This is a genomic window from Herbaspirillum sp. VT-16-41 (assembly GCF_001994935.1).
GTDB lineage: Bacteria > Pseudomonadota > Gammaproteobacteria > Burkholderiales > Burkholderiaceae_D > Herbaspirillum > Herbaspirillum frisingense.
Map to the genome: position 1 here is coordinate 1 of NZ_MUXB01000079.1, position 25268 is coordinate 25268.

At 63.0% G+C, this 25268-nt stretch carries 27 protein-coding genes and 1 pseudogene; 19 read left to right on the forward strand and 9 right to left on the reverse strand.

Going from position 1 to position 25268, the window contains the following annotated elements; genetic code table 11:
* Positions 1 to 201: pseudogene (locus BTM36_RS04970) on the forward strand (ketol-acid reductoisomerase); the annotation flags it as partial.
* Positions 202 to 286: 85 nt separating this feature from the next.
* Here BTM36_RS04970 and BTM36_RS04975 read toward each other — a convergent pair.
* On the reverse strand, positions 287 to 991 hold the full coding sequence (locus BTM36_RS04975; protein WP_139347078.1) for a hypothetical protein: 705 nt from the start codon (positions 989 to 991) through the stop codon (positions 287 to 289).
* Positions 992 to 1408: 417 nt separating this feature from the next.
* On the opposite strand from BTM36_RS04975, the gene BTM36_RS04980 reads away from it, so the two are divergent.
* Together BTM36_RS04980 and BTM36_RS04985 are read left to right on the forward strand one after the other, a co-directional pair.
* Complete coding sequence (locus BTM36_RS04980) at positions 1409 to 3694, forward strand: EAL domain-containing protein (protein WP_077235593.1); 2286 nt, start codon at positions 1409 to 1411, stop codon at positions 3692 to 3694.
* The gene (locus tag BTM36_RS04985; protein ID WP_254426929.1) at positions 3691 to 4611 is read left to right on the forward strand and encodes a phosphate/phosphite/phosphonate ABC transporter substrate-binding protein; all 921 of its coding nucleotides are present in this window, start codon (positions 3691 to 3693) and stop codon (positions 4609 to 4611) included. The genes BTM36_RS04980 and BTM36_RS04985 overlap by 4 nt, the downstream gene beginning before the upstream one ends.
* 7 nt (positions 4612 to 4618) lie before the next feature.
* On the opposite strand, the gene BTM36_RS04990 is transcribed toward BTM36_RS04985, so the two are convergent.
* Both BTM36_RS04990 and BTM36_RS04995 read right to left on the reverse strand, forming a co-directional pair.
* The gene (locus BTM36_RS04990; RefSeq protein WP_077235427.1) at positions 4619 to 5104 is read right to left on the reverse strand and encodes a glutathione peroxidase; all 486 of its coding nucleotides are present in this window, start codon (positions 5102 to 5104) and stop codon (positions 4619 to 4621) included.
* A gap of 72 nt (positions 5105 to 5176) precedes the next feature.
* Positions 5177 to 6199 (reverse strand): type IV pilus twitching motility protein PilT, encoded by a 1023-nt coding sequence (locus BTM36_RS04995; RefSeq protein WP_077235428.1) that lies wholly within the window; start codon positions 6197 to 6199, stop codon positions 5177 to 5179.
* Positions 6200 to 6272: 73 nt separating this feature from the next.
* Between BTM36_RS04995 and BTM36_RS05000 the strand changes: the two genes are divergently transcribed.
* The 4 genes from BTM36_RS05000 (at position 6273) to BTM36_RS05015 (ending at position 8873) form a co-directional block, all read left to right on the forward strand.
* Positions 6273 to 6974: a YggS family pyridoxal phosphate-dependent enzyme gene (locus BTM36_RS05000; RefSeq protein ID WP_077235429.1), complete on the forward strand. Its 702-nt coding sequence runs from the start codon at positions 6273 to 6275 to the stop codon at positions 6972 to 6974.
* Between the two features lie 73 nt (positions 6975 to 7047).
* Positions 7048 to 7860, forward strand: coding sequence for a pyrroline-5-carboxylate reductase (gene proC / locus BTM36_RS05005; protein WP_006462011.1), 813 nt, complete (start codon positions 7048 to 7050; stop codon positions 7858 to 7860).
* Positions 7860 to 8597 (forward strand): peptidoglycan DD-metalloendopeptidase family protein, encoded by a 738-nt coding sequence (locus tag BTM36_RS05010; protein WP_077235430.1) that lies wholly within the window; start codon positions 7860 to 7862, stop codon positions 8595 to 8597. The genes proC and BTM36_RS05010 overlap by 1 nt, the downstream gene beginning before the upstream one ends.
* A 48-nt stretch (positions 8598 to 8645) precedes the next feature.
* Positions 8646 to 8873, forward strand: a complete 228-nt coding sequence (locus BTM36_RS05015; protein ID WP_077235431.1) for a hypothetical protein — start codon at positions 8646 to 8648, stop codon at positions 8871 to 8873.
* 16 nt (positions 8874 to 8889) lie between these two features.
* Here the strand turns inward: BTM36_RS05015 and BTM36_RS05020 are convergent, their stop codons facing one another.
* Together BTM36_RS05020 and ubiA are read right to left on the reverse strand one after the other, a co-directional pair.
* Positions 8890 to 9549, reverse strand: a complete 660-nt coding sequence (locus BTM36_RS05020; RefSeq protein ID WP_077235432.1) for a thiopurine S-methyltransferase — start codon at positions 9547 to 9549, stop codon at positions 8890 to 8892.
* Positions 9550 to 9586: 37 nt separating this feature from the next.
* The gene (ubiA, locus tag BTM36_RS05025) at positions 9587 to 10441 is read right to left on the reverse strand and encodes a 4-hydroxybenzoate octaprenyltransferase (RefSeq protein WP_006462019.1); all 855 of its coding nucleotides are present in this window, start codon (positions 10439 to 10441) and stop codon (positions 9587 to 9589) included.
* Between the two features lie 253 nt (positions 10442 to 10694).
* Here ubiA and ugpB point away from each other — a divergent pair, with 253 nt between their 5' ends.
* The 6 genes from ugpB (at position 10695) to BTM36_RS05055 (ending at position 15807) form a co-directional block, all read left to right on the forward strand.
* On the forward strand, positions 10695 to 12008 hold the full coding sequence (gene ugpB / locus BTM36_RS05030; RefSeq protein ID WP_006462020.1) for a sn-glycerol-3-phosphate ABC transporter substrate-binding protein UgpB: 1314 nt from the start codon (positions 10695 to 10697) through the stop codon (positions 12006 to 12008).
* 142 nt (positions 12009 to 12150) lie between these two features.
* The gene (ugpA, locus tag BTM36_RS05035) at positions 12151 to 13035 is read left to right on the forward strand and encodes a sn-glycerol-3-phosphate ABC transporter permease UgpA (protein ID WP_006462021.1); all 885 of its coding nucleotides are present in this window, start codon (positions 12151 to 12153) and stop codon (positions 13033 to 13035) included.
* A gap of 52 nt (positions 13036 to 13087) precedes the next feature.
* Positions 13088 to 13939, forward strand: a complete 852-nt coding sequence (gene ugpE, locus BTM36_RS05040) for a sn-glycerol-3-phosphate ABC transporter permease UgpE (protein WP_077235433.1) — start codon at positions 13088 to 13090, stop codon at positions 13937 to 13939.
* Between the two features lie 40 nt (positions 13940 to 13979).
* Entirely contained in the window at positions 13980 to 15074 is a 1095-nt protein-coding gene (locus tag BTM36_RS05045) for a sn-glycerol-3-phosphate import ATP-binding protein UgpC (RefSeq protein WP_077235434.1), read from the forward strand.
* An 86-nt stretch (positions 15075 to 15160) separates the two neighbouring features.
* Positions 15161 to 15451 (forward strand): nucleotidyltransferase family protein, encoded by a 291-nt coding sequence (locus tag BTM36_RS05050; protein ID WP_077235435.1) that lies wholly within the window; start codon positions 15161 to 15163, stop codon positions 15449 to 15451.
* Positions 15448 to 15807, forward strand: coding sequence for a DUF86 domain-containing protein (locus tag BTM36_RS05055; protein WP_006462025.1), 360 nt, complete (start codon positions 15448 to 15450; stop codon positions 15805 to 15807). The genes BTM36_RS05050 and BTM36_RS05055 overlap by 4 nt, the downstream gene beginning before the upstream one ends.
* Here the strand turns inward: BTM36_RS05055 and BTM36_RS05060 are convergent.
* On the reverse strand, positions 15804 to 16748 hold the full coding sequence (locus BTM36_RS05060) for a LysR substrate-binding domain-containing protein (protein WP_006462026.1): 945 nt from the start codon (positions 16746 to 16748) through the stop codon (positions 15804 to 15806). The genes BTM36_RS05055 and BTM36_RS05060 overlap by 4 nt on opposite strands.
* 233 nt (positions 16749 to 16981) lie before the next feature.
* Here BTM36_RS05060 and ppk2 point away from each other — a divergent pair, with 233 nt between their 5' ends.
* Positions 16982 to 17893 carry a polyphosphate kinase 2 gene (gene ppk2, locus BTM36_RS05065; RefSeq protein WP_006462027.1) on the forward strand — a complete coding sequence of 304 codons (912 nt, stop codon included), beginning with the start codon at positions 16982 to 16984 and terminating at the stop codon, positions 17891 to 17893.
* A 99-nt stretch (positions 17894 to 17992) separates the two neighbouring features.
* Here ppk2 and BTM36_RS05070 read toward each other — a convergent pair whose 3' ends face one another.
* Together BTM36_RS05070 and BTM36_RS27670 are read right to left on the reverse strand one after the other, a co-directional pair.
* A complete protein-coding gene (locus tag BTM36_RS05070; protein ID WP_006462028.1) occupies positions 17993 to 18535 on the reverse strand; it encodes a hypothetical protein in 543 nt (180 codons plus the stop codon).
* A complete protein-coding gene (locus BTM36_RS27670; RefSeq protein ID WP_139347079.1) occupies positions 18532 to 18843 on the reverse strand; it encodes a hypothetical protein in 312 nt (103 codons plus the stop codon). The genes BTM36_RS05070 and BTM36_RS27670 overlap by 4 nt, the downstream gene beginning before the upstream one ends.
* A 9-nt stretch (positions 18844 to 18852) precedes the next feature.
* Between BTM36_RS27670 and BTM36_RS05075 the strand changes: the two genes are divergently transcribed.
* Positions 18853 to 20016, forward strand: a complete 1164-nt coding sequence (locus BTM36_RS05075; protein WP_077235436.1) for a metallophosphoesterase — start codon at positions 18853 to 18855, stop codon at positions 20014 to 20016.
* Here the strand turns inward: BTM36_RS05075 and BTM36_RS05080 are convergent.
* Positions 19988 to 20980, reverse strand: coding sequence for a GlxA family transcriptional regulator (locus BTM36_RS05080; RefSeq protein ID WP_077235437.1), 993 nt, complete (start codon positions 20978 to 20980; stop codon positions 19988 to 19990). The genes BTM36_RS05075 and BTM36_RS05080 overlap by 29 nt on opposite strands.
* Positions 20981 to 21081: 101 nt before the next feature.
* Between BTM36_RS05080 and BTM36_RS05085 the strand changes: the two genes are divergently transcribed.
* The 4 genes from BTM36_RS05085 to BTM36_RS05100 all read left to right on the forward strand — a co-directional run bounded on the left by BTM36_RS05085 (position 21082) and on the right by BTM36_RS05100 (position 25198).
* The gene (locus BTM36_RS05085) at positions 21082 to 22344 is read left to right on the forward strand and encodes an MFS transporter (protein ID WP_077235438.1); all 1263 of its coding nucleotides are present in this window, start codon (positions 21082 to 21084) and stop codon (positions 22342 to 22344) included.
* A 58-nt stretch (positions 22345 to 22402) separates the two neighbouring features.
* A complete protein-coding gene (locus tag BTM36_RS05090) occupies positions 22403 to 23002 on the forward strand; it encodes a TetR/AcrR family transcriptional regulator (RefSeq protein ID WP_006462032.1) in 600 nt (199 codons plus the stop codon).
* Positions 23003 to 23067: 65 nt separating this feature from the next.
* A complete protein-coding gene (locus BTM36_RS05095) occupies positions 23068 to 24096 on the forward strand; it encodes an NADP-dependent oxidoreductase (RefSeq protein WP_077235439.1) in 1029 nt (342 codons plus the stop codon).
* 91 nt (positions 24097 to 24187) lie between these two features.
* The gene (locus BTM36_RS05100; protein WP_077235440.1) at positions 24188 to 25198 is read left to right on the forward strand and encodes an LLM class flavin-dependent oxidoreductase; all 1011 of its coding nucleotides are present in this window, start codon (positions 24188 to 24190) and stop codon (positions 25196 to 25198) included.
* Positions 25199 to 25268 lie beyond the last annotated feature (70 nt).

The window sequence follows — 25268 nt, forward strand, 5'->3', positions numbered from 1 at the left end:
GCGATGAAGAAGGTGCTGGAAGACATCCAGACCGGCGAATACGCCAAGAGCTTCATCCTGGAAAACAAGGCCGGTGCGCCGACCCTGATGTCGCGTCGTCGCATCAACGCCGAACACCAGATCGAAATCGTGGGCGAGAAGCTGCGCGCCATGATGCCCTGGATCAAGGCCAACAAGCTGGTCGATCAAAGCAAGAACTGATCTGCCGTTTGCGCCAGTAACGCCACGGTTTGCCGTGGCGTTTTTCTTTCGGGCAGGAGGAAGCTCTTGTTCACTACTCTCCATCTCATTTCTTCTCTTCCACGGACAACTCAGTCCTGACACCTTCTATCCGCTTCTTGATCGCTTCCGCATCCTCGGTCTTGCCGGCGGCGACGGTGGCATCTCGTTCGGCCACCAAGCCTTGCAGGGTCTGCTTGAGCCGCATGATGCGTTGTGCGGATGTCCCCTGGGTGCCTTCTTCCAGTGCCTTCTGCAATCCGTCCACGAAGGAGCAGGTGTTGTGGAGATCGATGACATCCCCGAATGCCCGATAGATGGGATAGACGTTCACATCACCCTGCATGGAGCCATAGATCGCCAGCATTTTAGTATCGCGCATCTCGACGATCTTCTTATCAACCGCGGTCACGAGCATCTGCTTGTAGACCGTCTCGTTGATCAATGAGCGTTCGGAATTGCTGAACAGCGCCAGCGCGCCGAGGATGGACTTGCCCTGTGCACTGCCGGCGACTGCGGCTGCACCGGCAAACAGGCTGGTGGTAGTTCCCAGCGCAATATTCCACGATGCTTCCGTACCGTATAGTCCACGTCGGTAGCGCAGGCATTCCTCGGCGGAAGTCATCACCAGTGCCGAGACGGCTAGATTACGCTGCTGCGTGCACAGGCTACCTAGAGTGGCTTGATCGGCTGCACTCAGAGGGGCATAACATTTTTGCTCGGTAATCAACGTACCGGTCTTGCTCTTGAGGTTTTCGTAGGTCTTGGACAAATCCAGCGAACTCAGCGAGTGGACCGAATATGGTTGATAGACATGCGTGCAGGCACTCAGGAAAGGCAAGCAGAGCAAGACCCCAAGGCCCCGATATGGCGACAGTGTGCGCATTGTTCCCCCATGGTTTTTGTTCGTGTTTTATCCCCAAGGACAGCTTAGTCAGGTTAAGCAGAAATGCAATGTCTATTTGAATTTTGGTTTCAGGGTGCGGTCCGGGCGCCGGTCAAGGTGGAAATGATGCTTGTCATCAACTTGACATAAATCCCCATTACCCTCACCCAGTCAAAAAGGGTTTAGCCAAGCGCCGCCGGGTCGGCGCCATGTTCAAGTGGGTGGGGATTGCGTAAGCCGTTATCGTTCGAGCCGAAAGGGATGCTGACCAGACTGCTCGCGGGCAGAGGCGTGTCGGCGGGGCTGGTGCTGCTTGCCGCCGGCGTGCTGTCGCTGGTGTGGTACTTCACCATCATCCGCATCGAGAACGAAAAGCAGCTCGCCATCGCCGGCTCCATCGCAGACAGCCGCAATGTTGCCGCCATTGTCTCGGCCAACCTGGATGAGGTGCTGGGCAAGACCCTGCTGTACTCGCGCATCGGCCAATCGATGCTCAATGGCGAGCAATCATCGTCGGCCTATTTCAATCCACTGTTCAACGGCGATTCAGCCTACCTGCGCGTGGCCATGTTCGATGCGCGTGGTCGGCTGGTCTATTCGTCGTCGCGCCAGAAGAGCGAGCCGGAGCTGAGCCGGCTCATCAACGCCGGCTACATGAGTTCGCTCACGGCGACGTCCGAGCAGAGCGCCATGATCATCAAGCCCCCCATGGACCGCGAGGGCTACAGTTGGCGCGTGCCGCTATTGATTCCCTTGCAGGATGGCAAGGGCGCGCTGCAAGGCTTCTTCGCGGCCATCCTCGATCTGGGCTATTTCCTGAAGACCTACCAGGAAGTGAGTGTGGACGGCGCCAGCCGCATCGAGATCATCAACGCGGCTGGCCTGCAACTGGCGGAATTGTCCGGTGGCATCCTCTCCGGTGGATCCAATTATGCCGGCCAGGACTACGCCACCTTTCTGCTCACCGGCAAGGGGGATGGCCTGATCCACGCCTTGCGCCCGGGTGACCAGGTGCAGCATGTGGGCGTGCAGCGGCGCCTGGCCCACTATCCGCTGGCCGTGGTGGTGAGCCGCGATCCGCAGGTATTGCTGGGCAAGCTGTGGCCGGCGCATCGCCAGTATTACCTGCAGGCGATCCTGATTTCGCTGCTGGTGGTGGCCTTGTCGGGGGGCTTGATCAGCATGGCGCACCGGCGCCGCTATCTCTATGACAAGCTGCTCTACTCGGAGCGGGAGAAGAGCGGGCTGATCCATCAGCTGGAACAGGAAAAGAGCCGCGCCTACCAGCTTGCCTCGCACGATTACCTGACCGGCATTCCCAATCGTATGCTGTTCTATGAACTGGCAGCGACCGAATTGTCGCGGGCCCGGCGCAGTCGCAATCTGTATGCGCTGTTCTTCCTCGATCTCGACAAGTTCAAGCTGATCAACGATACCCTGGGCCACGCCGTGGGCGACGCGTTGCTCCAGGAGGTGGCGCGGAGGCTGCGTGCAGCCGTGCGCGAATACGATCTGGTGGCGCGCCTGGGGGGAGATGAATTCGTGGTTCTGGTCTCGGAAATCCGCAATGAGGAAATCGTGGCGGAGATCGCCGACAAGCTGGTCGACACCCTGCGTACACCCTACCTCGACCTGCTGGGCTGCGATGTCGAGACGGCACCCAGCATCGGCATCGCGCTCTATCCGCGCGATGGGCAGAGTATCGAGGCGCTGATGACCAACGCCGATTCGGCCATGTACACCGCCAAGAGCGCCGGTAGCGGCCTGTATCGTTTCTACGATGCCTCGCTCAATGCCATCGCCGTGCGCGGGCTGGAACTGCTGGGACGCTTCCGCCAGGCGCTTCGGGATAACGAGTTTTGCCTGCACTACCAGCCCAAGGTGGCGCTGCAGGATTATCGGGTGGTCGGCATGGAAGCCCTGATCCGCTGGCAACATCCGGAGCATGGCCTGATCTATCCTGGCGAATTCATCGGCCTGGCCGAGACCCACGATCTGGTGCAGCCGCTGGGCCACTGGATCATCGAGGCAGTGTGCCGGCAACTGGCGCAATGGCGCGCCGATGGTCTGCCGTTGATGCCGGTGGCGATCAATGTCTCGGCCAAGCAGTTGAATGACGAGCGCCTGATCGAGACCTTCCGCGATGCCTTGCGCCGCCACGGCCTGAGTGCCGAACTGCTGGAGATCGAGGTGACCGAGAGCTGCTTCATCACCGACCTGGAGCAGGCGCGCCAGACCCTGGAAAAACTGCGTGATGAGGGCTTGAAGATCTACCTGGACGACTATGGCACCGGCTACTCCAGCCTCAGCCACATCAAGGCGCTGCCTGTGTATGCGCTGAAGATCGATCGCTCCTTCGTGCGCGACATCCGCAATGACAACAGCGACGGCATGATCGTGGCCTCCACCGTCACGCTGGCGCGTAACCTGGGGCTGAAGGTGGTAGCCGAAGGCGTGGAAACCAAGGAGCAGCTGATGCACCTGAAACTGATGGGTTGCGATGAGGTGCAAGGCTTTTACCTGCAACGTCCGGTCTCGGCGGCGCAACTGGCGCCGCTCTTGCAGAAAGGCAGGTTCGAGGTCACATGAAGACGCTCTTCTCTGGTCTGCCGACAGAGCGGCCGATGCGCATGTTGGGCGCCACGCTGGCGCTACTTTTTACGCTCGCCGCGACGCCTGCGCTGGTCGTGGCCAAGGGCGCCTGCGAGCGGCCGCAGCGCTTGCGCGTTTCCTTCGTGCCGCAGGGGCGGGACAGCGAGCAGCAGACTGCGCTCAATCCTCTGATCGATGAATTGCGGGAGCATTTGAAGATGCCGGTCGATGTGGTGATCCCGACTTCCTACGGTGGCGTGATCGAAGGCCTGATCGCTGGCGCGGTCGATGTGGCGCGGCTGGGGCCGGCCTCGTACGTGACCGCCCACAAGGGGGACCCGCAGATCACGCCATTTGCGTCGATGGAACAGATGGAACCCAATTTCGCCGTGCAGCGCGGCGTGTCGTCGGTGTATTACTCGTTGCTGGTGACGCGCTCGCAGGGGCCGTATGACAGCGTGGCCTCGTTGGCCGGGAAGGTGCTGGCGCTGGCCGATCCCGACAGCACTTCGGGCGCGCTGATTCCGCGGCACCTTTTTGCGCGTCAATACAAGCTGCAGCTGGACAGGTATTTTTCCCGCGTCGGTTATGCGGGCAACCACGAGCAATCGGTGATGGCGGTACTGAACCACCATGCCGATGCGGCTTTCGTGGCCAGCACCAATCTCTCCCGGATGATCAGCGACGGCAGGCTCAGGAAGAGTGACCTGCGCGTGTTATGGCGCTCGGCCCCGATTCCTTTCGACCCATTCGTCTATCGTGGGCAGCTGTGCGCCGACATCCGCAACAAGATTCGCGCGGTATTCCTGGACAAGAACTCGCTACGGGTCAAGCTCACGCTGGATAGCTTGCGGGCTACCCATTTCGTGCCCGTGCACGACGCCGACTACCGCATCATCCGCGAATTGCCGTGAGGACGACTTACTCGGCCAGGAGCGCTTCGATATCGGAGACGATTTCCTCCGGACGCGTTTGTGGTGCATAGCGCTTGAAGACGCCGCCGTCGCGGCGCACCAGGAACTTGGTGAAATTCCACTTGATGGCCTTGCTACCCAGGAGACCGGGTGCTTCCTTCTTGAGATACTGGAACAGAGGATCGGCTTGCTCGCCATTGACATCGATCTTGGCGAACAACGGGAAGCTGACGCCGTAGTTCTTTTCGCAGAAGGCGCCGATTTCATCGGCATTGCCTGGCTCCTGGGCGCCGAACTGGTTGCAGGGGAAGGCCATCACTTCCAGACCACGCGCATGGAACTGGCGGTGGATCGCTTCCAGACCGTTGTATTGCGGTGTGAAACCGCATTTGCTGGCGGTATTGACGATGAGCAGCACCTTGCCGCGCAGTTGCTCCAGCGGGAAGGTGGTCTGGTCTGCCAGCCGGGGCTGGAAATCGTAGAGAGTGGTCATGTGCTGGTCCTTTGGATTTCCCGTGATTTTGTCGCCGCCATTCTAAACCGCCAGATCGCTGGCTGCATGGGCCTATGGCATATGCTCCCGTGCCGTGCGCTCGCTGATACGGCCCTGCTGGAGCAGCTGGGCCAGGCCGGCCTGCAGCGTCTGCATCCCGTGCGCCGCACCCGACTGCATTGCCGAGAGCAGTTGCGCGCTGCGTCCCTCGCGGATCAGGTTGCGCACGGCCGGGGTCGCCACCAGCAGTTCGTGGGCCGCTACCCGGCCATTGCCGTCGGTGGTGGGGAGCAGGGTCTGCGCGATCACGCCCTGTAGCGATTCGGCCAGCATGCCGCGGACGGCTTCCTGTTCGACGGCCGGGAAGGCATCGATCATGCGATCCATGGTCCGCGCCGCTGAGGCGGTGTGCAGCGTCCCCAGCACCAGATGACCGGTCTCGGCGGCGCACAGGGCCAGGCGGATGGTGTCGGCATCACGCAGTTCGCCAACCAGCAGCACGTCCGGGTCTTCGCGCAGGGCGGCACGCAGTGCCTGTGCGACATCGGCGGTATGGGTGCCGATTTCGCGCTGGCTGATCAGTGCGCGGCGTGGTTCATGCACGAACTCGATGGGGTCCTCGATGGTCAGGATGTGGACCGCGCGCTCTTCGTTGATGTGACGGAGCATGGCGGCCAGCGTCGTGCTCTTGCCGGCCCCGGTGGCACCCGTGACCAGCACCAGGCCATGTGGACGCAGCGCCAGTTCGGCGCACAACGGGGGCGCGGCTAGGGAAGCCAGGGCAGGGGGCTCGCGCCCGAGATGGCGGATGGCAGCGGCCGGGCCGCGTTGCTGGTGGAAGGCGTGGACGCGGAAACGTCCCAATGTCGGCAGATCGAGGGCAAAGTCGCATTCGCCGCCTTCGGCATAGCGCTGCTGGCAGGGCGGCGGCATCCACTCCAGCAGCAACTGCCGCAGACGGGCAGTATCGATGGGCTGGAGGTTGATGCGACGGATGGCGCCGTGGACCCGCAGCGCTGGGGGCAGGCCTGCGCAAAGATGCAGGTCGGAGGCCTGATTTCTGACGGCAAATGCCAGTAGGGTGGCAATGTCCATTTATAATTCCGGCAAGGATCACACTATCAATCTGTTTATTTCCCCGCAGGCTCGCCCCTTCCGGCCCCGGATTATGTCGTCAATCGCTCAACACTTGCAACAGGTGCAACAACAGATCGCCCGCGCCGTCGAAAAAGCGGGACGTGACCCGGCATCGGTACGATTGCTGGCCGTCTCCAAGACCTTCGGCCCTGAGGCCGTGCTGGAAGCGGTGCAGGCCGGGCAACGGGCCTTCGGCGAAAACTATTTGCAGGAAGCGCTGGACAAGATGGCCGCCATGCCGGCCCTGGCGCCCGGTGTGATGCTGGAGTGGCATTTCATCGGCCCCATCCAGAGCAACAAGACGCGGCCCATCGCCGAGCACTTCGACTGGGTGCATTCGGTGGACCGCCTGAAGATCGCCCAGCGCCTGTCCGAACAGCGGCCTGCGGAACTGGCACCGCTGGACATCTGTCTGCAGGTCAATATCAGTGGTGAAGAAAGCAAGAGTGGCCTGACGCCGCAGGAACTGCCCGCAGTCGCGGTGGAGGTGGCGCGCCTGCCCCGATTGCGCCTGCGCGGCCTGATGGCGATCCCGGCACCCAGCGAAGACCAGGCCGCGCAGCGGGCCGCCTTCGCCGCCGTGCGCCGGCTGTTCGAGCAGTTGCGCGCCGACGGTCTGGCGCTGGACACGCTGTCCATGGGCATGTCGGCCGATCTCGACGCTGCCGTGGCCGAAGGGGCCAGCATCGTGCGCATCGGCAGCGCCATTTTCGGGGCCCGGCATTACGCATGAGCGGGCCGGACCAGCACAATATCCATTCCGGCGATACACCGGATACACCATCTACGAGACACAAGGAGCGGAAGTGAAGATAGCGTTTATCGGCGGCGGCAATATGGCAGCGGCCTTGATCGGCGGACTGGTCGGCAAGGTCGCGGCGGCAGAAGACATCCACGTGGTCGACCTCAATGCCGATGCGCTCAAGTCGCTGGCGGACAAGTTCGGCGTCTCCACCGCGCAGGCCATCGATGGCGCCATCACCGGCGTGGACGTGGTGGTGCTGGCAGTCAAGCCGCAGCAGATGCGCGAGGTGGTCGCCACACTCAAGCCCTTCATCGGTGCGCAACTGATTGTCTCGATTGCCGCCGGCATCCGCATTGTCGACATGGAGCGCTGGCTGGATGGTCATCAGGCCATCGTGCGCGCCATGCCCAATACCCCGGCGCTGATAGGCCAGGGCATCTCCGGCGTGGTGCCGCATGCGCAGGTTTCCACGCTGCAGCGCGCACAGGCCGATTCCATCCTCAAGGCGGTGGGAGAGACCTTGTGGCTGGGCAGTGAAGAGCAGCTCGATGCCGTCACCGCCGTGTCGGGCAGCGGCCCCGCCTATGTGTTCTACTTCCTTGAAGCGATGGAGCAGGCCGCAGCCCAATTGGGCCTGTCGCGTGAAGATGGTCTGCAACTGGCCAAGGCGACTTTTGCCGGCGCCACCGAACTGGCGCGTCGTTCCGATGAATCGGTGGCGACCCTGCGCGAGCGCGTCACCTCCAAGGGGGGAACCACCTATGCGGCGCTGACCAGCCTGGAGCAATCCGGCGTGAAGGGCGCCATCGTCCAGGCCCTGCAGGCAGCGGCCACGCGCAGCAAGGAGCTGGGCGACGAATTCGGAAAGGCCTGATGAGACGGGCGGTTTCTTCTGGAGCCCTGCCGGCCCTGCTGGCGGGAGTCTTGCTGCTGGGCGGTTGCGCATCCACGGCCGACAGCGATGGCTATTACACCGTCAAGCGCGGCGATACCCTCTACAGCATCGGCCGCGACTTCGACCAGAACCCGGGCAACCTGCGCGCCTGGAACAAGTTGCGTAATCCGGATGACCTCGAGGTCGGGCAGCGCATCCTGGTGCGCCCACCGGCCGGCGTGGTGGCGCGCACCGGCGCCGGTCAGAGCAGCCGTCCTGCGGCGTCCTCAAGCCCGACCCGCAAGCCGGCGGCCCGACCGGCCACCAAGCCCGCGACCAAGGACGACGACGATGCCCCGGCCCCGGCCGACGCCAAGCTGGACTGGATGTGGCCCACCCAGGGAAAGTCCGCCCCCAGCGCGGACAGCTACAAAAAGGGCATCGACATCACCGGCAGCGACGGACAATCGGTGGTGGCTGCGGCCGCAGGCAAGGTCACCTATGCGGGTCACGGCATCCGTGGCTACGGCAACATGGTGATCATCAAGCACACGCCGCAACTGCTGTCGGTGTATGCCCACAACAAGAGCATCACGGTCAAGGAAGGCCAGATGGTCACGCGCGGCCAGCAGATCGCCACCATGGGCAACAGCGATACCAACAAGGTGAAGCTGTATTTCGAAATCCGCCGCAACGGCAAGCCGGTCAACGTGATGGCCTTGCTGCCGGCACGCTGACCGGCGCGCTGCACCTCACCACAGATTCAGGAAAAATCAGGAAACCCCATGGCCAAGCTCGAAGACATCGTCAGAAAACAGAAGACCGGTGCGACCTTCGTCATCAGCGCGCAGATGCTGCAGATGAGTCCAAGCGAGTTCGATGCCATCGCCCAGGCCTGGGACGATGACGGTGGCCCCGGCTTCAACGTGACCGGCGTGCCGTTCCGTGTGGTGGTGGATGGCGAATTCCTCATCAGCCGGGTGACGGTGGTGCGAACCACTGCTGAGGTGTAGACAGGTCCGCGCGGCGTCAGCCCTCACGCTGCAAGCGATAGACCACCGTATCCAGCGCCGTCAATCCGCGCTCCAGGAACTTCGGTTCCTTCTCCAGGATATCCCGGCGGTCGATTGCCACGGCTTCGCTGTGCGGCGCGTAGAGCCGTTGTACTTCTTCTTCCGCCACCGAGAAGGGCGGGCCATCCATCTTCTGCTGGTCGTATTCCAGCGTGATCAGCAGGCTGCGGGCCTGTGCCGGCAGGCGGCCATAGATCTCGGCGACATAACGCGCCCGCATCTCCGGCGGCAGGGCGATCAGGGCGGCACGGTCGTAGGCGCCGGCACAGGCCGCCAGGGTGGCGTCTTCCAGCAGGAAGATATCGCCACACACCAGCTCGATGTTGCCGGCCACGTAGTGCCGGCCCTGGGCGCTTTCATGGATCGCCGGTGTGAGCTGGTTCTCGCTGAAGAACTGGGTGATGGCCAGTTCCGACAGTTCCACGCCCAGCACCCGGTGCCCCTGCTGGGCCAGCCACAGCATGTCCAGCGACTTGCCGCACAGTGGCACCAACACCGTACTCCCGGCCGGCAAGGCCAGTTGCGGCCAGTATTTCTGCAGCAGGGGCGTCACGCGCTCCTGATGAAAATGCGTGCGGCCTTCGCGCCAGCGTTCCAGCCAGAATTGCGCTTCCATGTCGTCTCCTGTTTTCGTATCGGCGCCCGATGCCGCTTCAGCGCATCAGGTAATCCAGCGCGACGCCGGCGAAGATCGCCGCGCCCAGCCAGTTGTTGTTGTTGAAGGCCGCGAAGCAGCGCATGCGGTCACGTTCGCGGATCAGGGTGTAGTGATACAGCGCGAAGCCGCAGGCCACCAGCATGCCGGCCGAGAACCACAGGCCCAATCCGTATTGCAGGCCGACCACCCACACCAGCGCCAGCGCCACGGCGTAGCACAGCATCACGGCCAGCACATCGTGGCGGCCGAAGGTGATGGCGGAGGTCTTGATGCCGATCTTCAGGTCGTCGTCCCGGTCCACCATCGCATATTCGGTGTCATAGGCCACGGCCCAGAAGATGTTGGCCACCAGCAGCACCCACGCTGCCAGCGGCACCGTGCCGGTGACCGTGGCGAACCCCATCGGGATGCCGAAGCCGAAGGCAATGCCCAGGTAGGCCTGGGGAATGGCGAAGAAACGCTTGAAGTAGGGATAGGTGGCCGCAATGATCACCGCCGCCACCGACAGTTGCAGGGTCAGTGTGTTGAGCGGCAGGATCAGCAGGAAGGACAGCAGCGCCAGCACACCTGCCACCATCAGGGCTTCCCAGGACTTGATCTTGCCGGACGTCAACGGCCGCTGCTCGGTGCGCTTGACGTGGCGGTCGAAGTCGCGGTCGGCGTAGTCATTGATGGCGCAGCCGGCCGAACGCATCAGCGCGGTGCCCAGTACGTAGATCAGCAGGATGCGCCAGTCCGGCGGGCCGCCTGCCGCCAGCCACAGGGCGATCAGCGTGGGCCACAGCAAGAGCAGGATGCCGATGGGTTTGTGGGCGCGTACCAGCAGCGCGTATAGCCTTAACCTGTCCATTCGATGTCCGCAAAAACGAAAGTCCGCATTATAATTCGCCTCGCTGTTTGCGCACTGTCGTGCTTTTTTGGTGGTGAGCTGCATCAAACATAAATTTTATAAAAACAGCCTATCCGTTTTGAGACATTTCCAGGTTTTGTGCTGCATAGCCGCAGATTTTTCCTTTGCAGTGGCCGGCAAGGGCCGCTAATGTAACGCCGCTGTCATGGAGCGTTGTTAGCATCAAAACCCCTTTTTTGAGAGGTCCCCTCTGATGAACATGATGAAAACACTGATCGCGACCGGTGTCCTGGCGACGATCACTTCCTCCGCCTTCGCTGCCACCGAGATCAGCTGGTGGCATTCCATGACCGGCGCCCTGGGCGAGCGTGTCAATGCCCTGGCCGACGACTTCAACAAGAGCCAGAGCGACTACAAGGTCGTGCCCGTCTACAAGGGGACCTACGACGAATCGATGTCGGCTGCGATCGCCGCCTACCGTGCCGGCAATGCACCGGACATCCTGCAGGTGTTCGAAGTGGGCACCGCCACCATGATCTACGCCAAGGGTGCGGTCAAGCCGGTGTACGAGGTGATGCACCAGGCCGGCGAGAAGTTCGACCAGAACGACTACGTGCCGGCCGTGGCGGGTTACTACTCGACCCCCAAGGGCATGATGTCCTTCCCCTTCAACAGCTCCACCACCATCATGTTCTACAACAAGGACATGTTCGCCAAGGCTGGCCTGGATCCCGAAAAGCCGCCCGTGACCTGGCAGGAATTCGTTGGCATGGCCGCCAAGATCAAGGCCAGCGGCGCCTCCTGTGCCTACACCACGACCTGGCAATCCTGGGTGCATTTGGAATCGTTTTCAACCTGGCATAACGTCGAGCTGGCGTCCAAGAACAACGGCTTCGGCGGCCTGGATGCACGCTTGAAGATGAATAGCCCGCTGCACGTGCGCCATATCGAGAACCTGTCTAACTGGGCCAAGCAGGGCTACTTCACCTACGCCGGCCGCAAGGACGAGGCCAATGCCAAGTTCAACGCGGGCGAATGCGCCATCATCACCGGTTCCTCCTCGGCCTACGCCGATATCCGCAAGAACGCCAAGTTCAAGTTCGGCGTGGCCACCCTGCCGTACTACAACGATGTGCAGGGCGCACCCCAGAACACCGTCATCGGTGGTGCTTCGCTGTGGGTGATGAACGGCAAGAAGGGCGACGAGTACAAGGGCGTGGCCAAGTTCTTCAGCTATCTGTCCAAGCCGGAAGTGGCCGCCAAGTGGCACCAGGATACCGGCTACCTGCCGGTAACCAAGGCCGCCTACGAGCTGACCAAGAAGTCCGGCTTCTATGAGCGCAATCCGGGTACCGACGTGGCCGTCAAGCAGATGATCGTCAAGACCACCGACAAGTCGCGCGGTCTGCGCCTGGGCAACTACGCCCAGGTCCGTACCGTGTTCGATGAGGAACTGGAAAACGTCTGGACCGGCAAGAAGAGCCCCAAGGAAGCCCTGGATTCGGCCGTCAAGCGTGGTGACGAACTGTTGGTCCGCTTCGAAAAGGCCAACAAGGGTAACCAGTAATTCCGTCAGTCCCGCCCCTGCATGCCTACCGGCATGAAGGGGCCGGAAGCGGCGATGGCGCTCCGGCAACGGGGCCCATCGCCGGTTTCCATTTCCAGTCATTCAAACTTCTTTGACGCCGGGGAACCCGGCAGGAACGATCGTGGAAAAACGCGCGCGATTCACCTCTAAGTGGTTGCCCTATCTGCTGGTGGCGCCGCAGATCGTGATCACCTTGCTGTTCTTTTTCTGGCCCGCCGCGCAGGCGCTGTACCAGTCCATGCTGTTGCAGGATGCCTTCGGCGGCTATTCCGAATTCGTCTGGCTCGACAACTTCAAGACCCTCTTCGGCGATCCGACCTACCTCGAATCGTTCCGGACCACGGCGGTCTTCTCGGCGCTGGTGGCTTTCTTCGGCCTGGCGGTGTCGCTGCTGCTGGCAGTCTTCGCCGACCGTGTACGGCGCGGCGCCTCAATCTACAAGACCTTCCTGATCTGGCCCTATGCGGTCTCACCGGTGGTGGTGGGCGTGCTGTGGATGTTCCTGCTCAGTCCCTCGCTGGGCATCCTCTCCCACGTACTGAGCTGGCTGGGCTTGCCCTGGGACTACATGATCAACGGCACGCACGCGATGATCCTGATCGTGATCGCCGCCATCTGGAAGCAGATCAGCTATAACTTCCTGTTCTTCCTGGCTGGCCTGCAGTCGATTCCGAAGTCGCTCATCGAAGCGGCCGCCATCGATGGCGCCGGTCCGGTCAAGCGCTTCTTCACCATCGTCTTCCCGCTGATCTCGCCGACCACCTTCTTCCTGTTCGTGGTCAACGTGGTCTATGCCTTCTTCGATACCTTCGTCATCGTCGATGCCACCACCCACGGCGGTCCCGGCAAGGACACCGAGATCCTGGTCTACAAGGTGTTTTCCGATGGCTTCAAGGGCGGCGACCTGGGCAGTTCTGCGGCACAGTCGGTGGTGCTGATGGCGCTGGTGATCCTGCTGACGGTGGTGCAGTTCAAGTACGTCGAGAAGAAGGTCCAATACGCATGAACGCTTTCACCACCATGAACACCATGAAGATTGTCCGCCAGGAGGTGGCAGCATGATCGAACGTCGCCCCATCCTCGATTTCCTCAGCCATGTGGTACTGGTGCTGGGGGTGCTGATCGTGTTCTTTCCGCTCTACGTGGCCTTCGTGGCCAGTACCCAGACCGCCGAGCAATCGGCCCTGTCGCCGCTGTCGCTGGTGCCGGGCGGGGAGCTGCTCAACAACTACAGCGCCGTGCTGTTCAAGGGCGCATCCGGGCAGGTCACGGCGCCGCCGGTCCTGCACATGCTGTGGGTGAGCCTGGCCACTGCGCTCATCATCGCCATCGGCAAGATTTCCATTTCCATGCTGTCGGCCTTTGCCATCGTGTACTTCCGCTTCCCCGGTCGAGGCCTGTTCTTCTGGATGATCTTCGTCACCCTGATGTTGCCGGTAGAGGTGCGCATCACGCCGACCTACCAGGTGGTATCCGATCTGGGCATGCTCAACAGCTATGCCGGCCTGAGCGTACCGCTCATTGCGTCGGCCACGGCGACCTTCCTGTTCCGCCAGTTCTTCCTGACGGTGCCGGACGAACTGGCCGAGGCGGCGCGCATCGATGGCGCCGGCCCCTTGCGTTTCCTCAAGGACGTGCTGTGGCCCCTGTCGCGCACCAACGTGATCGCGCTCTTCGTGATCATGTTCATCTATGGCTGGAACCAGTACCTGTGGCCGTTGATCATCGCCACCGATCCCGGCATGTATCCGATCGGCATCGGCATCAAGACCCTGATTTCCGGCGGCGATTCGGCCGTGGAATGGAACCTCGTGATGGCCACCATGATCCTGGCCATGCTGCCGCCCGGCCTGGTGGTGGTCGTGATGCAGAAATGGTTCGTCAAGGGCCTGGTTGATTCCGAGAAATAATTCATATCATTTACGACGCCCATTGACGGCGCTTACCATCATGGCAGCAATCCACCTCAAGCAAGTCCGCAAGACCTACGGCAATGGCCCCAAGGCGGTCGACGTGATCCATGGCATCGATGCCGAGATCGCCGACGGCGAATTCATCGTCATGGTCGGCCCGTCCGGCTGCGGCAAGTCGACACTGCTGCGCATGGTCGCGGGCCTGGAAGACATCAGCAGCGGCCAGATCGTCATCGGCGAGCGCGTGGTCAATGACCTGGAACCCAAGGAGCGCGACATCGCCATGGTGTTCCAGAACTATGCGCTCTATCCGCACATGACGGTGTACCAGAACATGGCCTACGGCCTGAAGATCCAGGGCCTGTCCAAGAGCGAGATCGACGAGCGCGTGCAGCGTGCTGCCGCCATCCTGGAACTGGGCGCGTTGCTGGAGCGCACTCCGCGCCAGCTCTCCGGCGGCCAGCGCCAGCGCGTGGCCATGGGCCGCGCCATCGTGAGGAAACCTGCAGTGTTCCTCTTCGACGAGCCGCTCTCCAACCTGGATGCCAAGCTGCGCGTGCAGATGCGCCTGGAAATCCAGAAGCTGCACGCCAGCCTGCGCACCACCAGCCTGTATGTCACCCACGACCAGGTCGAGGCGATGACCCTGGGCCAGCGCATGATCGTCATGAACCGTGGCGTGGCCGAGCAGATCGGCACGCCGGCCGAGGTGTATGCGCGCCCGGCCACCACTTTTGTGGCCAGCTTCATCGGTTCGCCGCCGATGAACCTGCTGCAGGGCAGGGTCAGCGCGGATGGCACCGGCTTCGAGGTCAGCAAGGGTGATGAGGCCGATACCATCCGCCTGCCGCAGCCGGCAAGCGCTGCCGCGGGCCAGGAACGCATCCTCGGCGTACGTCCGGAGCACCTGCTGCCCATCCTCGACGGCTCGGCCGCGCAGCTTTCGCTGGAGGTGGAACTGGTGGAAGCGCTGGGGGCCGAGCTGCTGGTGCATGCGCGCTGCGGCGGCCAGGCGCTGGTGCTGCGCTGTCCTGCGAATGTGCCGGTCAGTACCGGTCAGCATATCGGTGCGTCATTCGGCGCGACGGACGTGCATTGGTTTGATGTGCAGAGTACGCGTCGCATCGGCTGACTTGCCCATGCTGGTCCAGGTGCGTTATTGCCTGATGGGCAGGCTTGCCCTATCATGACCCGGACCTGATTCCGGGAAAGCCTGATATGAAGCCTTCTGAAGCCCTGGCCAGCCACCGTGTCGCGATTCGCCATGTGGTCGAGTCTCATCATGCCCTCAATGCCAGGGTATTCGGCTCCGTTGCACACGGCCAGGATACCGAGGGCAGCGATCTCGACATCCTGATTGATCCCACGCCAGAAACTTCGCTCATGGACGTGGCTGCCATTCAGGTGGAATTGCAGCATCTGCTGGGGGTGTCCGTGGATGTGCTGACGCCCAGAGCCTTGCCCGAGGAAATGCGCAGGCAGATACTTTCCGAGGCAATTCCGGTATGAACAAGGCCGGGCGGGTGGCGAGCTATCTCGGCCATATCCTGCATGCCATCGAGCGGATCGACCGCTACACGGCAGAAATGGATGAACTGGTGTTCCTCGCCAACGAACTGGTACAGGACGCCGTCATCCGCAATATCGAAATCATCGGCGAGGCTGCCAACAACATTCTGCGGGTTGATCCCGAATTCGCCGCACGACATGACCACATCCCCTGGCTGGTCATGTACACGATGCGAAATCGTGTCTCGCACGGCTACGACAAGGTGGACGTGGAAGTCGTCTGGAAGACGGTGCAACGTGATCTGCCGTTACTCCACACGCAGATTGCACCGCTGGTCGCAGACGTTGGCCCTTAGCTGATCGTCGTTTCTTCCGTCAGCATCTGCACCCCATTGAGATTGCACGCCAGCACCGCCTGATGCACGGCATCAATGGCGGCCTGCCGGGTGAAACTCTTGCGCCAGGCGATCACCACGCGGCGCGAGGGAGCCGGCGCCACGAAGGGGACGTAGCGCACCATGCCGTCGCGGGTGTTGGCATCGGGGATGGAGGCGCGCGGCAATACGGTCACGCCGATGCCGGACGACACCATGTGGCGGATCGTCTCCAGCGACGAGCCCTCGAAGGTGCGGGCGATGCCGTCGCCATTGGTGGAGAAGCGCGACATCTCGGGACAGACTTCCAGCACCTGGTCGCGGAAGCAGTGGCCATTGCCCAGCAGCAGCATGGTTTCTGTCTTGAGTTCGCGGGCGTCGATTTCCTTGCGTTCGGCCCACTTGTGCTGACGCGGCAGGGCGACCATGAATTCCTCGTCGTACAGCGGCAGCACGTTCAGACCGTGCTCGGGGAAGGGCAGGGCCATGATGGCCGCATCGAGTTCGCCCTGGCGCAGCAGTTCGATCAGGCGGGTGGTGAAATTCTCCTGCAGGATCAGCGGCATCTGCGGCACGCGCTCGATCATGGTCTTGACCAGCGAGGGCAGCAGGTAGGGGCCGATGGTATAGATGATGCCCAGGCGCAGCGGGCCCGATAGCGGGTCCTTGTTCTGGTTGGCGATCTCCTTGATGGCCGCCGTCTGCTCCAGTACGCGTTCGGCCTGCGCCACGATCTGCGCTCCCAGCGGCGTGACCGAGACCTCGGTCCCGCCGCGCTCGAAGATCACGACCCCAAGTTCGTCTTCCAGCTTCTTGATGGCCACCGACAGCGTGGGCTGGGCGACGAAACAAGCTTCTGCTGCATGGCCGAAATGCTTTTCGCGCGCGACGGCCACGATGTATTTGAGTTCTGTAAGTGTCATGCTGTTATGCCGAATCGTTTTGGGGACTATAGCGTATTTTCGCATGGGCCACCTGCGCCGGCGCAAGGCGGGCCGTCCTCCCTGGGCGCAGGATGGGAGCGGCATTGGCGAGGCTGGGTGCCGGTGTTATCGTCCTGTCACGGCTTGGTCACAATGGACAGGTATGTTGTCACGCACTTTTCCGGCGAAGGGGAGTGCCGCGTTCGCCGCTTTATCTTGCACACGAGGAAACAATGGATAAGGAAGAACTGGTCAAGCGCGTCCACCGCGAACTGGCCGACAGCTACGACGAAGAAATGGAACTGGAACTGGAAGACCGTACCGTGGACCCGGTCACCGGTGAGTTCTCCAGCGCCCATGGCGAAGAGGAAAAGGAATACCGCCGCCTGTATTTCCGCGAACTGTTCCGCCTGCAGGGCGAGCTGGTCAAGCTGCAGGACTGGGTGGTGCAGACCGGCCACAAGGTGGTGATCGTATTCGAAGGCCGTGACGCGGCCGGCAAGGGTGGCGTGATCAAGCGCATCACCCAGCGCCTGAACCCCCGCGTGGCACGCGTGGCCGCGCTGCCGGCTCCCAACGACCGCGAACGCACGCAGTGGTATTTCCAGCGCTATGTCTCGCACCTGCCGGCCGCTGGCGAGATCGTGCTGTTCGACCGCAGCTGGTACAACCGCGCCGGCGTGGAACGGGTGATGGGCTTCTGTACCGACGAGCAGTACGAGGAATTCTTCCGCTCGGTGCCTGAGTTCGAACGCATGCTCACCCGTGCCGGCATCCAGGTCATCAAGTACTGGTTCTCCATCACCGATGAAGAGCAGCACCTGCGCTTCCTCTCGCGCATCCATGATCCGCTCAAGCAGTGGAAGCTCAGCCCCATGGATCTGGAGTCACGCCGCCGCTGGGAGGAATACACCAAGGCCAAGGAAGTGATGCTGGAGCGTACCCACATTCCGGAAGCACCGTGGTGGGTGGTGCAGGCGGTGGACAAGAAGAAGGCACGCCTGAACTGCATCCAGCACCTGCTGCAGCAGATGCCCTATGCCGAAGTGCCGCATGCGCCGATCCAGCTGCCCGAGCGCGAGCGCCACGAGGACTACGAGCGCCACCCGGTGCCGGATTCGATGATCGTGCCGGAATACTATTGATCCCTGCCCGGGACCCCGCATGAAAAATGGCCGGAGACGATGTCTCCGGCCATTGTCATTGGTGCTGCCGGCGCGTGGCCAGAGCGGGGCTTGCCCGGTTTAGTCGAAGTACTTGGAAATGACTTCGCCAAACGCCTGTTCAGCCGACATGCCATTGAGCATCAGCTTGCTGATCTCATCGGAATGCTGGTTGATTTCGTCGGGCAGCATGTGGCGGTTGGCCTTGAAGTAGGCGTACTTTTCGCCATCCACCGCTTCCCGGGCGCGGGCCGCGGCGGTGGTCGGACGAGCACTGCCGGCCGCACTGCGGGCCGACGCCGCACGGGCTGCGCGCGGAGTGCTGCGGGTACCGCTGCCGCCGGTGGCGACGATGCGCTTGATCTGGTCCAGCGTGAAGATGGGAGTGACGTTGCCGGGACCGAATTCGGTTTCCTCGGCGCGGTGCAGGTGGTGATTGCCATCGAAGGCCATCTTCTTGTCGAAGCTGTTGATCACTTCGTAGTGGGGCTTTTGCACCGAACCGAACATGCTGAAATGGACACGGTCGCCGTAGGAGGTCATCTGGGTGATCACGCCGTTGAGGAATTCGGCCTTGATCGCCTCGACGTTGCCATGCCAGCGTTTGGTTTTGCTTGAACTCAAAATAACTCTTCCAATGATGCAGGCGCGGCCTCCGGTCGATGTCGTGTGTCTGGCATCGATGTGGCCGAAGCCACCAAGGTCGCGCGAATTAAAAACGGGGGGATGAAAGCAATATTATCCTCCTCCACACGTCTTCTTGCATGACCGAAGCTGACTTTTTCTTCAGTCGAATGCCAGATCAACTGGATTTTGGGTAGTTTTCCAAAGAATTTATGCAGCTTTTCGCAGAAATTGCTTGAAAAGCATGTCTCCCACCGCCATCTATTTTCTTTCTGGCAAGAAATGCCGCCCCCCGCTTTCTCTCCCAAAGGCCCCTCATGCGCCGTAGCATCAGCTCCGTCTTCATCATCCTCGGCCTGCTGGCCGCCCTGCATGCCTGGATAGGCTGGCAATTGCTGCCTGCCCTGAGTATCCACCCCGGCTGGATAGCACTGGGCGCGGCGGCGCTGACACTGTCCTTCCTGCTCATGCCCGTGGCCCTGGCGGCGCCCTACCTGAAGCGGCGCGGGCTTTCCGAAGCCTGGTCCGACCGTCTGGCCTGGGCCGGGATGCTGGCCATGGGGGCGTTTTCCTCGGCCCTGCTGCTGACCTTGCTGCGCGCCATCGCGCTGGCGCTGCTGCCCTGGCTGGCGGCCTCGCTGTCTCCCATCCAGCGGCAGGAGATGGTGGAACTGACCGCCTGGCTGGTGCTGGCCCTGACCGCCGCGGCCACGGTCATCGGCTATCTCAATGCACGCCGCACCGCTGCCGTGGTCGAGGTCGATGTGCCCATCGCCAACCTGCCGCCCGCGTTGGAGGGCTTCACCATCGTCCAGATCAGCGACATCCATGTCGGCCCCACCATCAAGGCGCCTTACCTGCAGGCCATCGTGGACAAGGTCAACGCCTTGCAGCCGGACGTGGTGGCCATCACCGGTGATCTGGTCGATGGCAGCGTGCGCCAGCTGGCACCGCACACCGCGCCGCTGGCGCAATTGCGTGCCCGTCACGGCGCCTACTTCGTCACCGGCAATCACGAGTACTACTCCAATGCCCATGAATGGATAGACGAGGTGCGTCGCCTGGGCGTGACCGTGCTGATGAACGAACACGTGGTACTGCGCCACGAGGATGCCGGGCTGGTCCTGGCCGGGGTCACCGACTACACCGCCCATCACTTCGATCCGGCTCACCGCAGCGATCCGCAGGCGGCCATCGCCGATGCGCCCGCCCATCATCCACGCATCCTGCTGGCGCACCAGCCGCGCAGCGCCACGGCGGCCGCAGCAGCAGGCTACGACCTGCAGTTGTCGGGTCATACCCATGGCGGCCAGTTCTTCCCCTGGAATTTCTTCGTCCCGCTGCAACAGCCCTATGTGGCCGGCCTCAAGCGCCTGCAGGGCCTGTGGATCTACGTCAGCCGGGGTACCGGCTACTGGGGCCCGCCCAAGCGCCTGCTGGCGCCCTCCGAGATCACCCGGGTACGCCTGACGGCGCGCTGAGCTCCGACCCGGCGTCTTCCTGCCGTGCCAGCCGCCGCATGGCCTGCGGTGGCTGACCGAACAGGCGCAGGCAGACCCGGCGCATGCGGTCTGCGTCTCCGAACCCGGTAGCGCGGGCGATGCTCTCCAGGGTGTCCTGCGATTGTTCGATACGTAGCCGCGCCGCCTCGGCCCGCATCTGCTCGATGGCGCGTGCCGGCGTCTGGCCGGTCTCGGCCGCGAAGCTGCGGTCGAACTGGCGGCGGCTCAGGCAGGCCACCTCGGCCAGCACATCCACCGTCAACTCGTGCTGCAGATGTTCGCGGGCATAGGCCAGGGCGCGCCGGATGCGCTCGGAACCGCCATCGATTTCCTGCAGCGCCGAGAACTGCGACTGGCCGCCCGGCCGGCGGTAATACACCACTAGCTCGCGTGCCACCGAGCGCGCCAGTTCGGCTCCGTGATCGTCCTCGATGAGCGCCAGTGCCAGGTCGATACCGGCGGAAATGCCGGCCGAGGTCCACACACTGCCATCGCGCGAATAGATGCGGTCGCTGTCCACCATCACCTGCGGATGCATCTGTTGCAGCTTGGCCGCCATGCGCCAGTGCGTGGTGGCCCGCTTGCCATCCAGCACGCCCGCCGCCGCCAGCACGAAGGCCCCGGTGCAGACGCCGGCGATGCGTCGCGAGCGCGCAGCCGCCCGTACGATGTAGCGCCGCAGTTCGGCCGACACCAGGCCTTCGCGAGGGGCGCCACCGCCCGCCACCACCAGCGTATCGAAGCTGGTGCGGCCGATGCGTTCGGTCTGGATCATGGCCCCGGCCGAACTGCGGATCAGTCCGCCCGCCTCGGAATGGAGCGTGAGCCGATACAGCGAGCGACCCGTCACCCGGTTGGCCGCATCGAAGGCCGACAGGGGGCCGGTGAAGTCGAGCATGCTGCAATCGGCGAAGATCAGGAAGGCGGTATCACGCGGGGACATGGTGTAAAAAACCTCAAATGGCCTGAAGTGCCGGAATTATGACATTCAAGCCATGGCCGTGCACGGCACACTGCAGCGCATCTCCACCCGTGCCAGCCATCATGAAAACCCTCCCTGCCGTTCCATCTACGTCCCCGGTCACCGCGCTCCAGGTGGCCTCCCCGCATCGCTGGAAGGTATTGGCCGCGGGAGTGGCGGCCAATGCCAGCTTCGCCGCCGTGTTTTCCGGCATTCCCGTGACCTCGCTGGTGCTGCGCAGCGATTACCAGCTCAGCAATGCGCAACTGGGCTGGGTGCTGGGCCTGTTGAGCCTGGGCGTGGCATTGGGCGAATTACCCTGGGGTCTGCTGACCGATCGCCTGGGCGACCGGAAGGTGCTGCTCGCGGGCCTGCTGGGCTGCAGCGTCGCGCTCGGCCTGTTGATCCTGAATGCATTGCCCGGTCACGGCACTGCGGCCTATGGCTGGCTGTGCGGCGGCCTGATGCTGGCCGGCCTGCTGGGCGGCAGTGTCAATGGCGCCAGCGGCCGCGCCATCATGGGCTGGTTTGCTGACGGTGAGCGCGGTCTGGCCATGAGCATCCGCCAGACGGCCGTGCCACTGGGTGGCGGCGCGGGTGCACTGGTGCTGCCGTCGCTGGCGGCCCATGCCGGCTTTGGCGCGGTCTATGGCGCATTGATGGCGGCTTGCCTGGGCAGTGTCGCCCTGGTCCTGCTGTGGCTGCGCGAGCCGCCGGTCATGCCGCATGTGATCGCATCGACCACACCAGCCGCGCCCGCACTGCGTCGTCTGCTGGTATGGCGGCTGGCCCTGGGTATCGGCCTGCTCTGCGCGCCGCAGGTGGCGCTGATCAGCTTTGGCGGAATCTTCCTGCACGAAGTCGGTCAGGCGGGCCTGCTGGCGATCAGCGTGCTGCTGACCCTGGTGCAGGTGGGGGCGGCGGTGGCCCGCATTGCCAGTGGCCGCTGGACCGATCGCCGTGGCCGCCGGCGCGCCTATCTGCGGACCTGTGCGCTGGCCAGCGCCGCGCTGTTCGCCCTGCTGGGCGGACTCGCTTCCCATGCCATGTCGACGTCCTTGTTCTGGCTCTCGCTGGTGCTGGTGGTGGCGGGCGTGGTGGTATCGGCCTGGCACGGCGTGGCCTATACCGAACTTGCCGTGGTGGCCGGTCCGGCCCAGGTCGGCACCGCCCTCGGGCTGGGCAACAGTTGCGTGTTTCTGGTCTTCTTCCTCTGCGCCCAGGCCGTGCCGCTGCTACTGCAGTGGCAGGGCTGGCCGGCAGTGTGGCTGGGTACGGCAGGAGTGGCGCTGCTGGTGTGGTTCCTGTTCCCGCCGCCCCCTTCATCGTCCACGCGATCCGCCTGAATCATCGAAAAAGACCGGTATTAGACGACCGGTCTAATTTTTCGTTAGAATGGTTGTCATGCGAGAAAACTATGGCGAAAACAAACGCAACATCCTCCTGGCCGGCCGCGCAATCATTGCGCAAAAAGGCTTCTCCGGCGTCGGCCTGTCGGAAATCCTGGCCGCTGCCGACATCCCCAAGGGTTCCTTCTATCACTACTTCGGTTCCAAGGAACAATACGGCCGCGAACTGATCGAGCACTATGTGGCCGGTTACCTGGACCGGCTGGAACAGGTCCTCGGTCAATCCAGCCATGACAGCAGCGCCCGCGAGCGTCTGCTGACCTACTGGGGCTACTGGCTGGAAAGCCAGTGCTGCCAGGAAGTGGAACAACGCTGCCTGGTGGTCAAGCTCTCGGCCGAGGTGGCCGATCTTTCCGAAGACATGCGTCAGGTCCTGCACGCCGGCACGCAGCGCTTCATCGAACGCATTGCCACCTGCATCGAAGAGGGTATCGCCGAAGGGTCCTTGCACACCGTGCTCGCACCGCTGGCCACGGCCACCATGCTCTACCAGCAATGGCTGGGTGCCAGCCTGCTGACCAAGCTCAGCCGTGACCGCAGACCGATGGAAGCCGCCATGCTGGTGACCCGGCGCGTACTGGTGCCGCCGCAATAGCGCGATAGCGCAACATGAACGTCGTGCTCTCACCTTGATTGAACAGAACACTGAAAGGAATACCCATGACCCAGATTGCCAAGACCAATCGCCGCATCGTCCTCGCCTCGCGTCCGACCGGTGCCCCCGGCCCCGACAACTTCCGCCTGGAAGAAGTCGCCATCCCCGAACTGCTGGAAGGGCAGATCCTGTTGCGCGGCGAGTGGCTGTCGCTGGACCCCTACATGCGCGGCCGCATGAGCGACGCCCCTTCCTACGCCCCGCCGGTGGAAATCGACGGCGTCATGACCGGTGGCGTCGTGTCCAGCGTGGTGGCCTCCCGTCACCCCGATTTCAAGGAAGGTGAGCGCGTGATGGCCTATACCGGCTGGCAGGAGTACGCCATCTCCGACGGAAGCGGCGTCAACAAGCTGCCCGCCGATTTCGCCCATCCCTCGCATGCACTGGGTGTGCTGGGCATGCCGGGTTACACCGCCTATGCCGGCCTGATCGATATCGGCCAGCCGCGTGCAGGTGAAACGGTGGTGGTCGCGGCCGCCACCGGTGCCGTCGGCTCGCTGGTGGGGCAGATCGCCAAGCAGCGCGGTTGTCACGTGGTCGGTATCGCCGGCGGTGCGCAGAAATGTGAATCGGCGGTCAAGGAACTGGGTTTTGACGCCTGCATCGACCACCGCGCCGCCGACTTCGCGCAGCAGCTGCAGGCCGCCTGCCCGCGTGGCATCGATGTGTATTTCGAAAATGTCGGCGGCGCCGTGCTGGACGCCGTCTTCCCGCTGCTCAACATCCACGCCCGCGTGCCGGTGTGCGGCCTGATCGCCCACTACAACGGCGCTACCCTGGCCACCGAGAGCGCCCCCTTCCTGCGTCGTGTGCTGACCCAGCGCATCCGCGTGCAGGGTTTCATCATCTTCGACTACTACGTCAACCGTCCCGACCTGTATGCCGCCTTCCAGAAGGAAGTCGGCACCTGGCTCAAGGAAGGCAAGCTGCACTACCGCGAAGACGTGGTGCAAGGCCTGGAAAACGCGCCGGAGGCCTTCATGGGCCTGCTGCAGGGCAAGAACTTCGGCAAGCTGGTGGTCAAGCTGGATTGAGGCGCCGCACCCAGGCTCATCTGCTCATCCCGGGGCTATGCCCCGGCAACCGGTGCGGCGGCGATCCCGCTGCCCCCACAAGGATCCATTCATGATTCCGTTTTCCGTTCTTGATCTATCCCCGATCAACCAGGGCAGCAACGCCGCCCAGGCCTTCAACAACAGCAAGGAACTGGCGCAGCGCGCCGAAGCGTTGGGCTACAAGCGCTACTGGCTGGCCGAACACCACAACATGCCCGGCATCGCCAGCGCCGCTACCGCGCTGGTGATCTCGCATGTCGCCGCCCATACCCGCAGTATCCGCGTCGGCTCCGGCGGCATCATGCTGCCCAACCACTCGCCGCTGGTCATCGCCGAACAGTTCGGCACCCTGGAGTCACTCTATCCCGGTCGCATCGACCTGGGCCTGGGTCGCGCTCCCGGTTCCGACCAGCGCACCGCGCGCGCCCTGCGCCGCCACATGGGCGGGGATACCGCCGACAACTTCCCGCAGGACGTGCAGGAACTGCAGGAATATTTCGACGACCCGTCTGACTACCAGTCCCTGCGCGCCGTCCCCGGTGCCGGTCTCAAGGTACCGATCTGGTTGCTCGGTTCCAGCATGTTCAGTGCCCAGCTGGCGGCCGAACTGGGTTTGCCGTTTGCATTCGCCTCGCACTTCGCCCCCGGCTTCATGAAGTCGGCGATCCAGATCTATCGCGAGCGCTTCAAGCCCTCGGCCACCCTCAAGAAACCCTATGTGATGCTGGCCCTGAACGTCTTCGCCGCCGATACCCAGCGCGAAGCCGAGCGCCTCTTCACCTCGCTGCAGCAGCAATTCCTGAACCTGATCCGTGGTACGCCCGGCCAGTTGCGACCGCCGGTGGATGACATCGACGCGCTCTGGCAGCCGGGCGAGCAAGCGCACGTCGAGCGCTCGCTGGCCTGTGCCGTGGTGGGTGACCGCGACACCGTGCAGGAAGGCCTGCAGGCCTTCATCGACGAACATGCGCCCGATGAGCTGATCATTACCGCGCAGATCTTCGATCATGCGGCGCGCCTGCATTCCTTCGAGATTGCTGCCGAGGCACGTGCCGCCCTGCAGGAAAATGTGACGATCTAGTCCAGTGCTAACGCCACGGAAAAAAGGCGGCAGGGACCACGTCCCAGCCGCCTTTTTTCTCGTTTTCAAT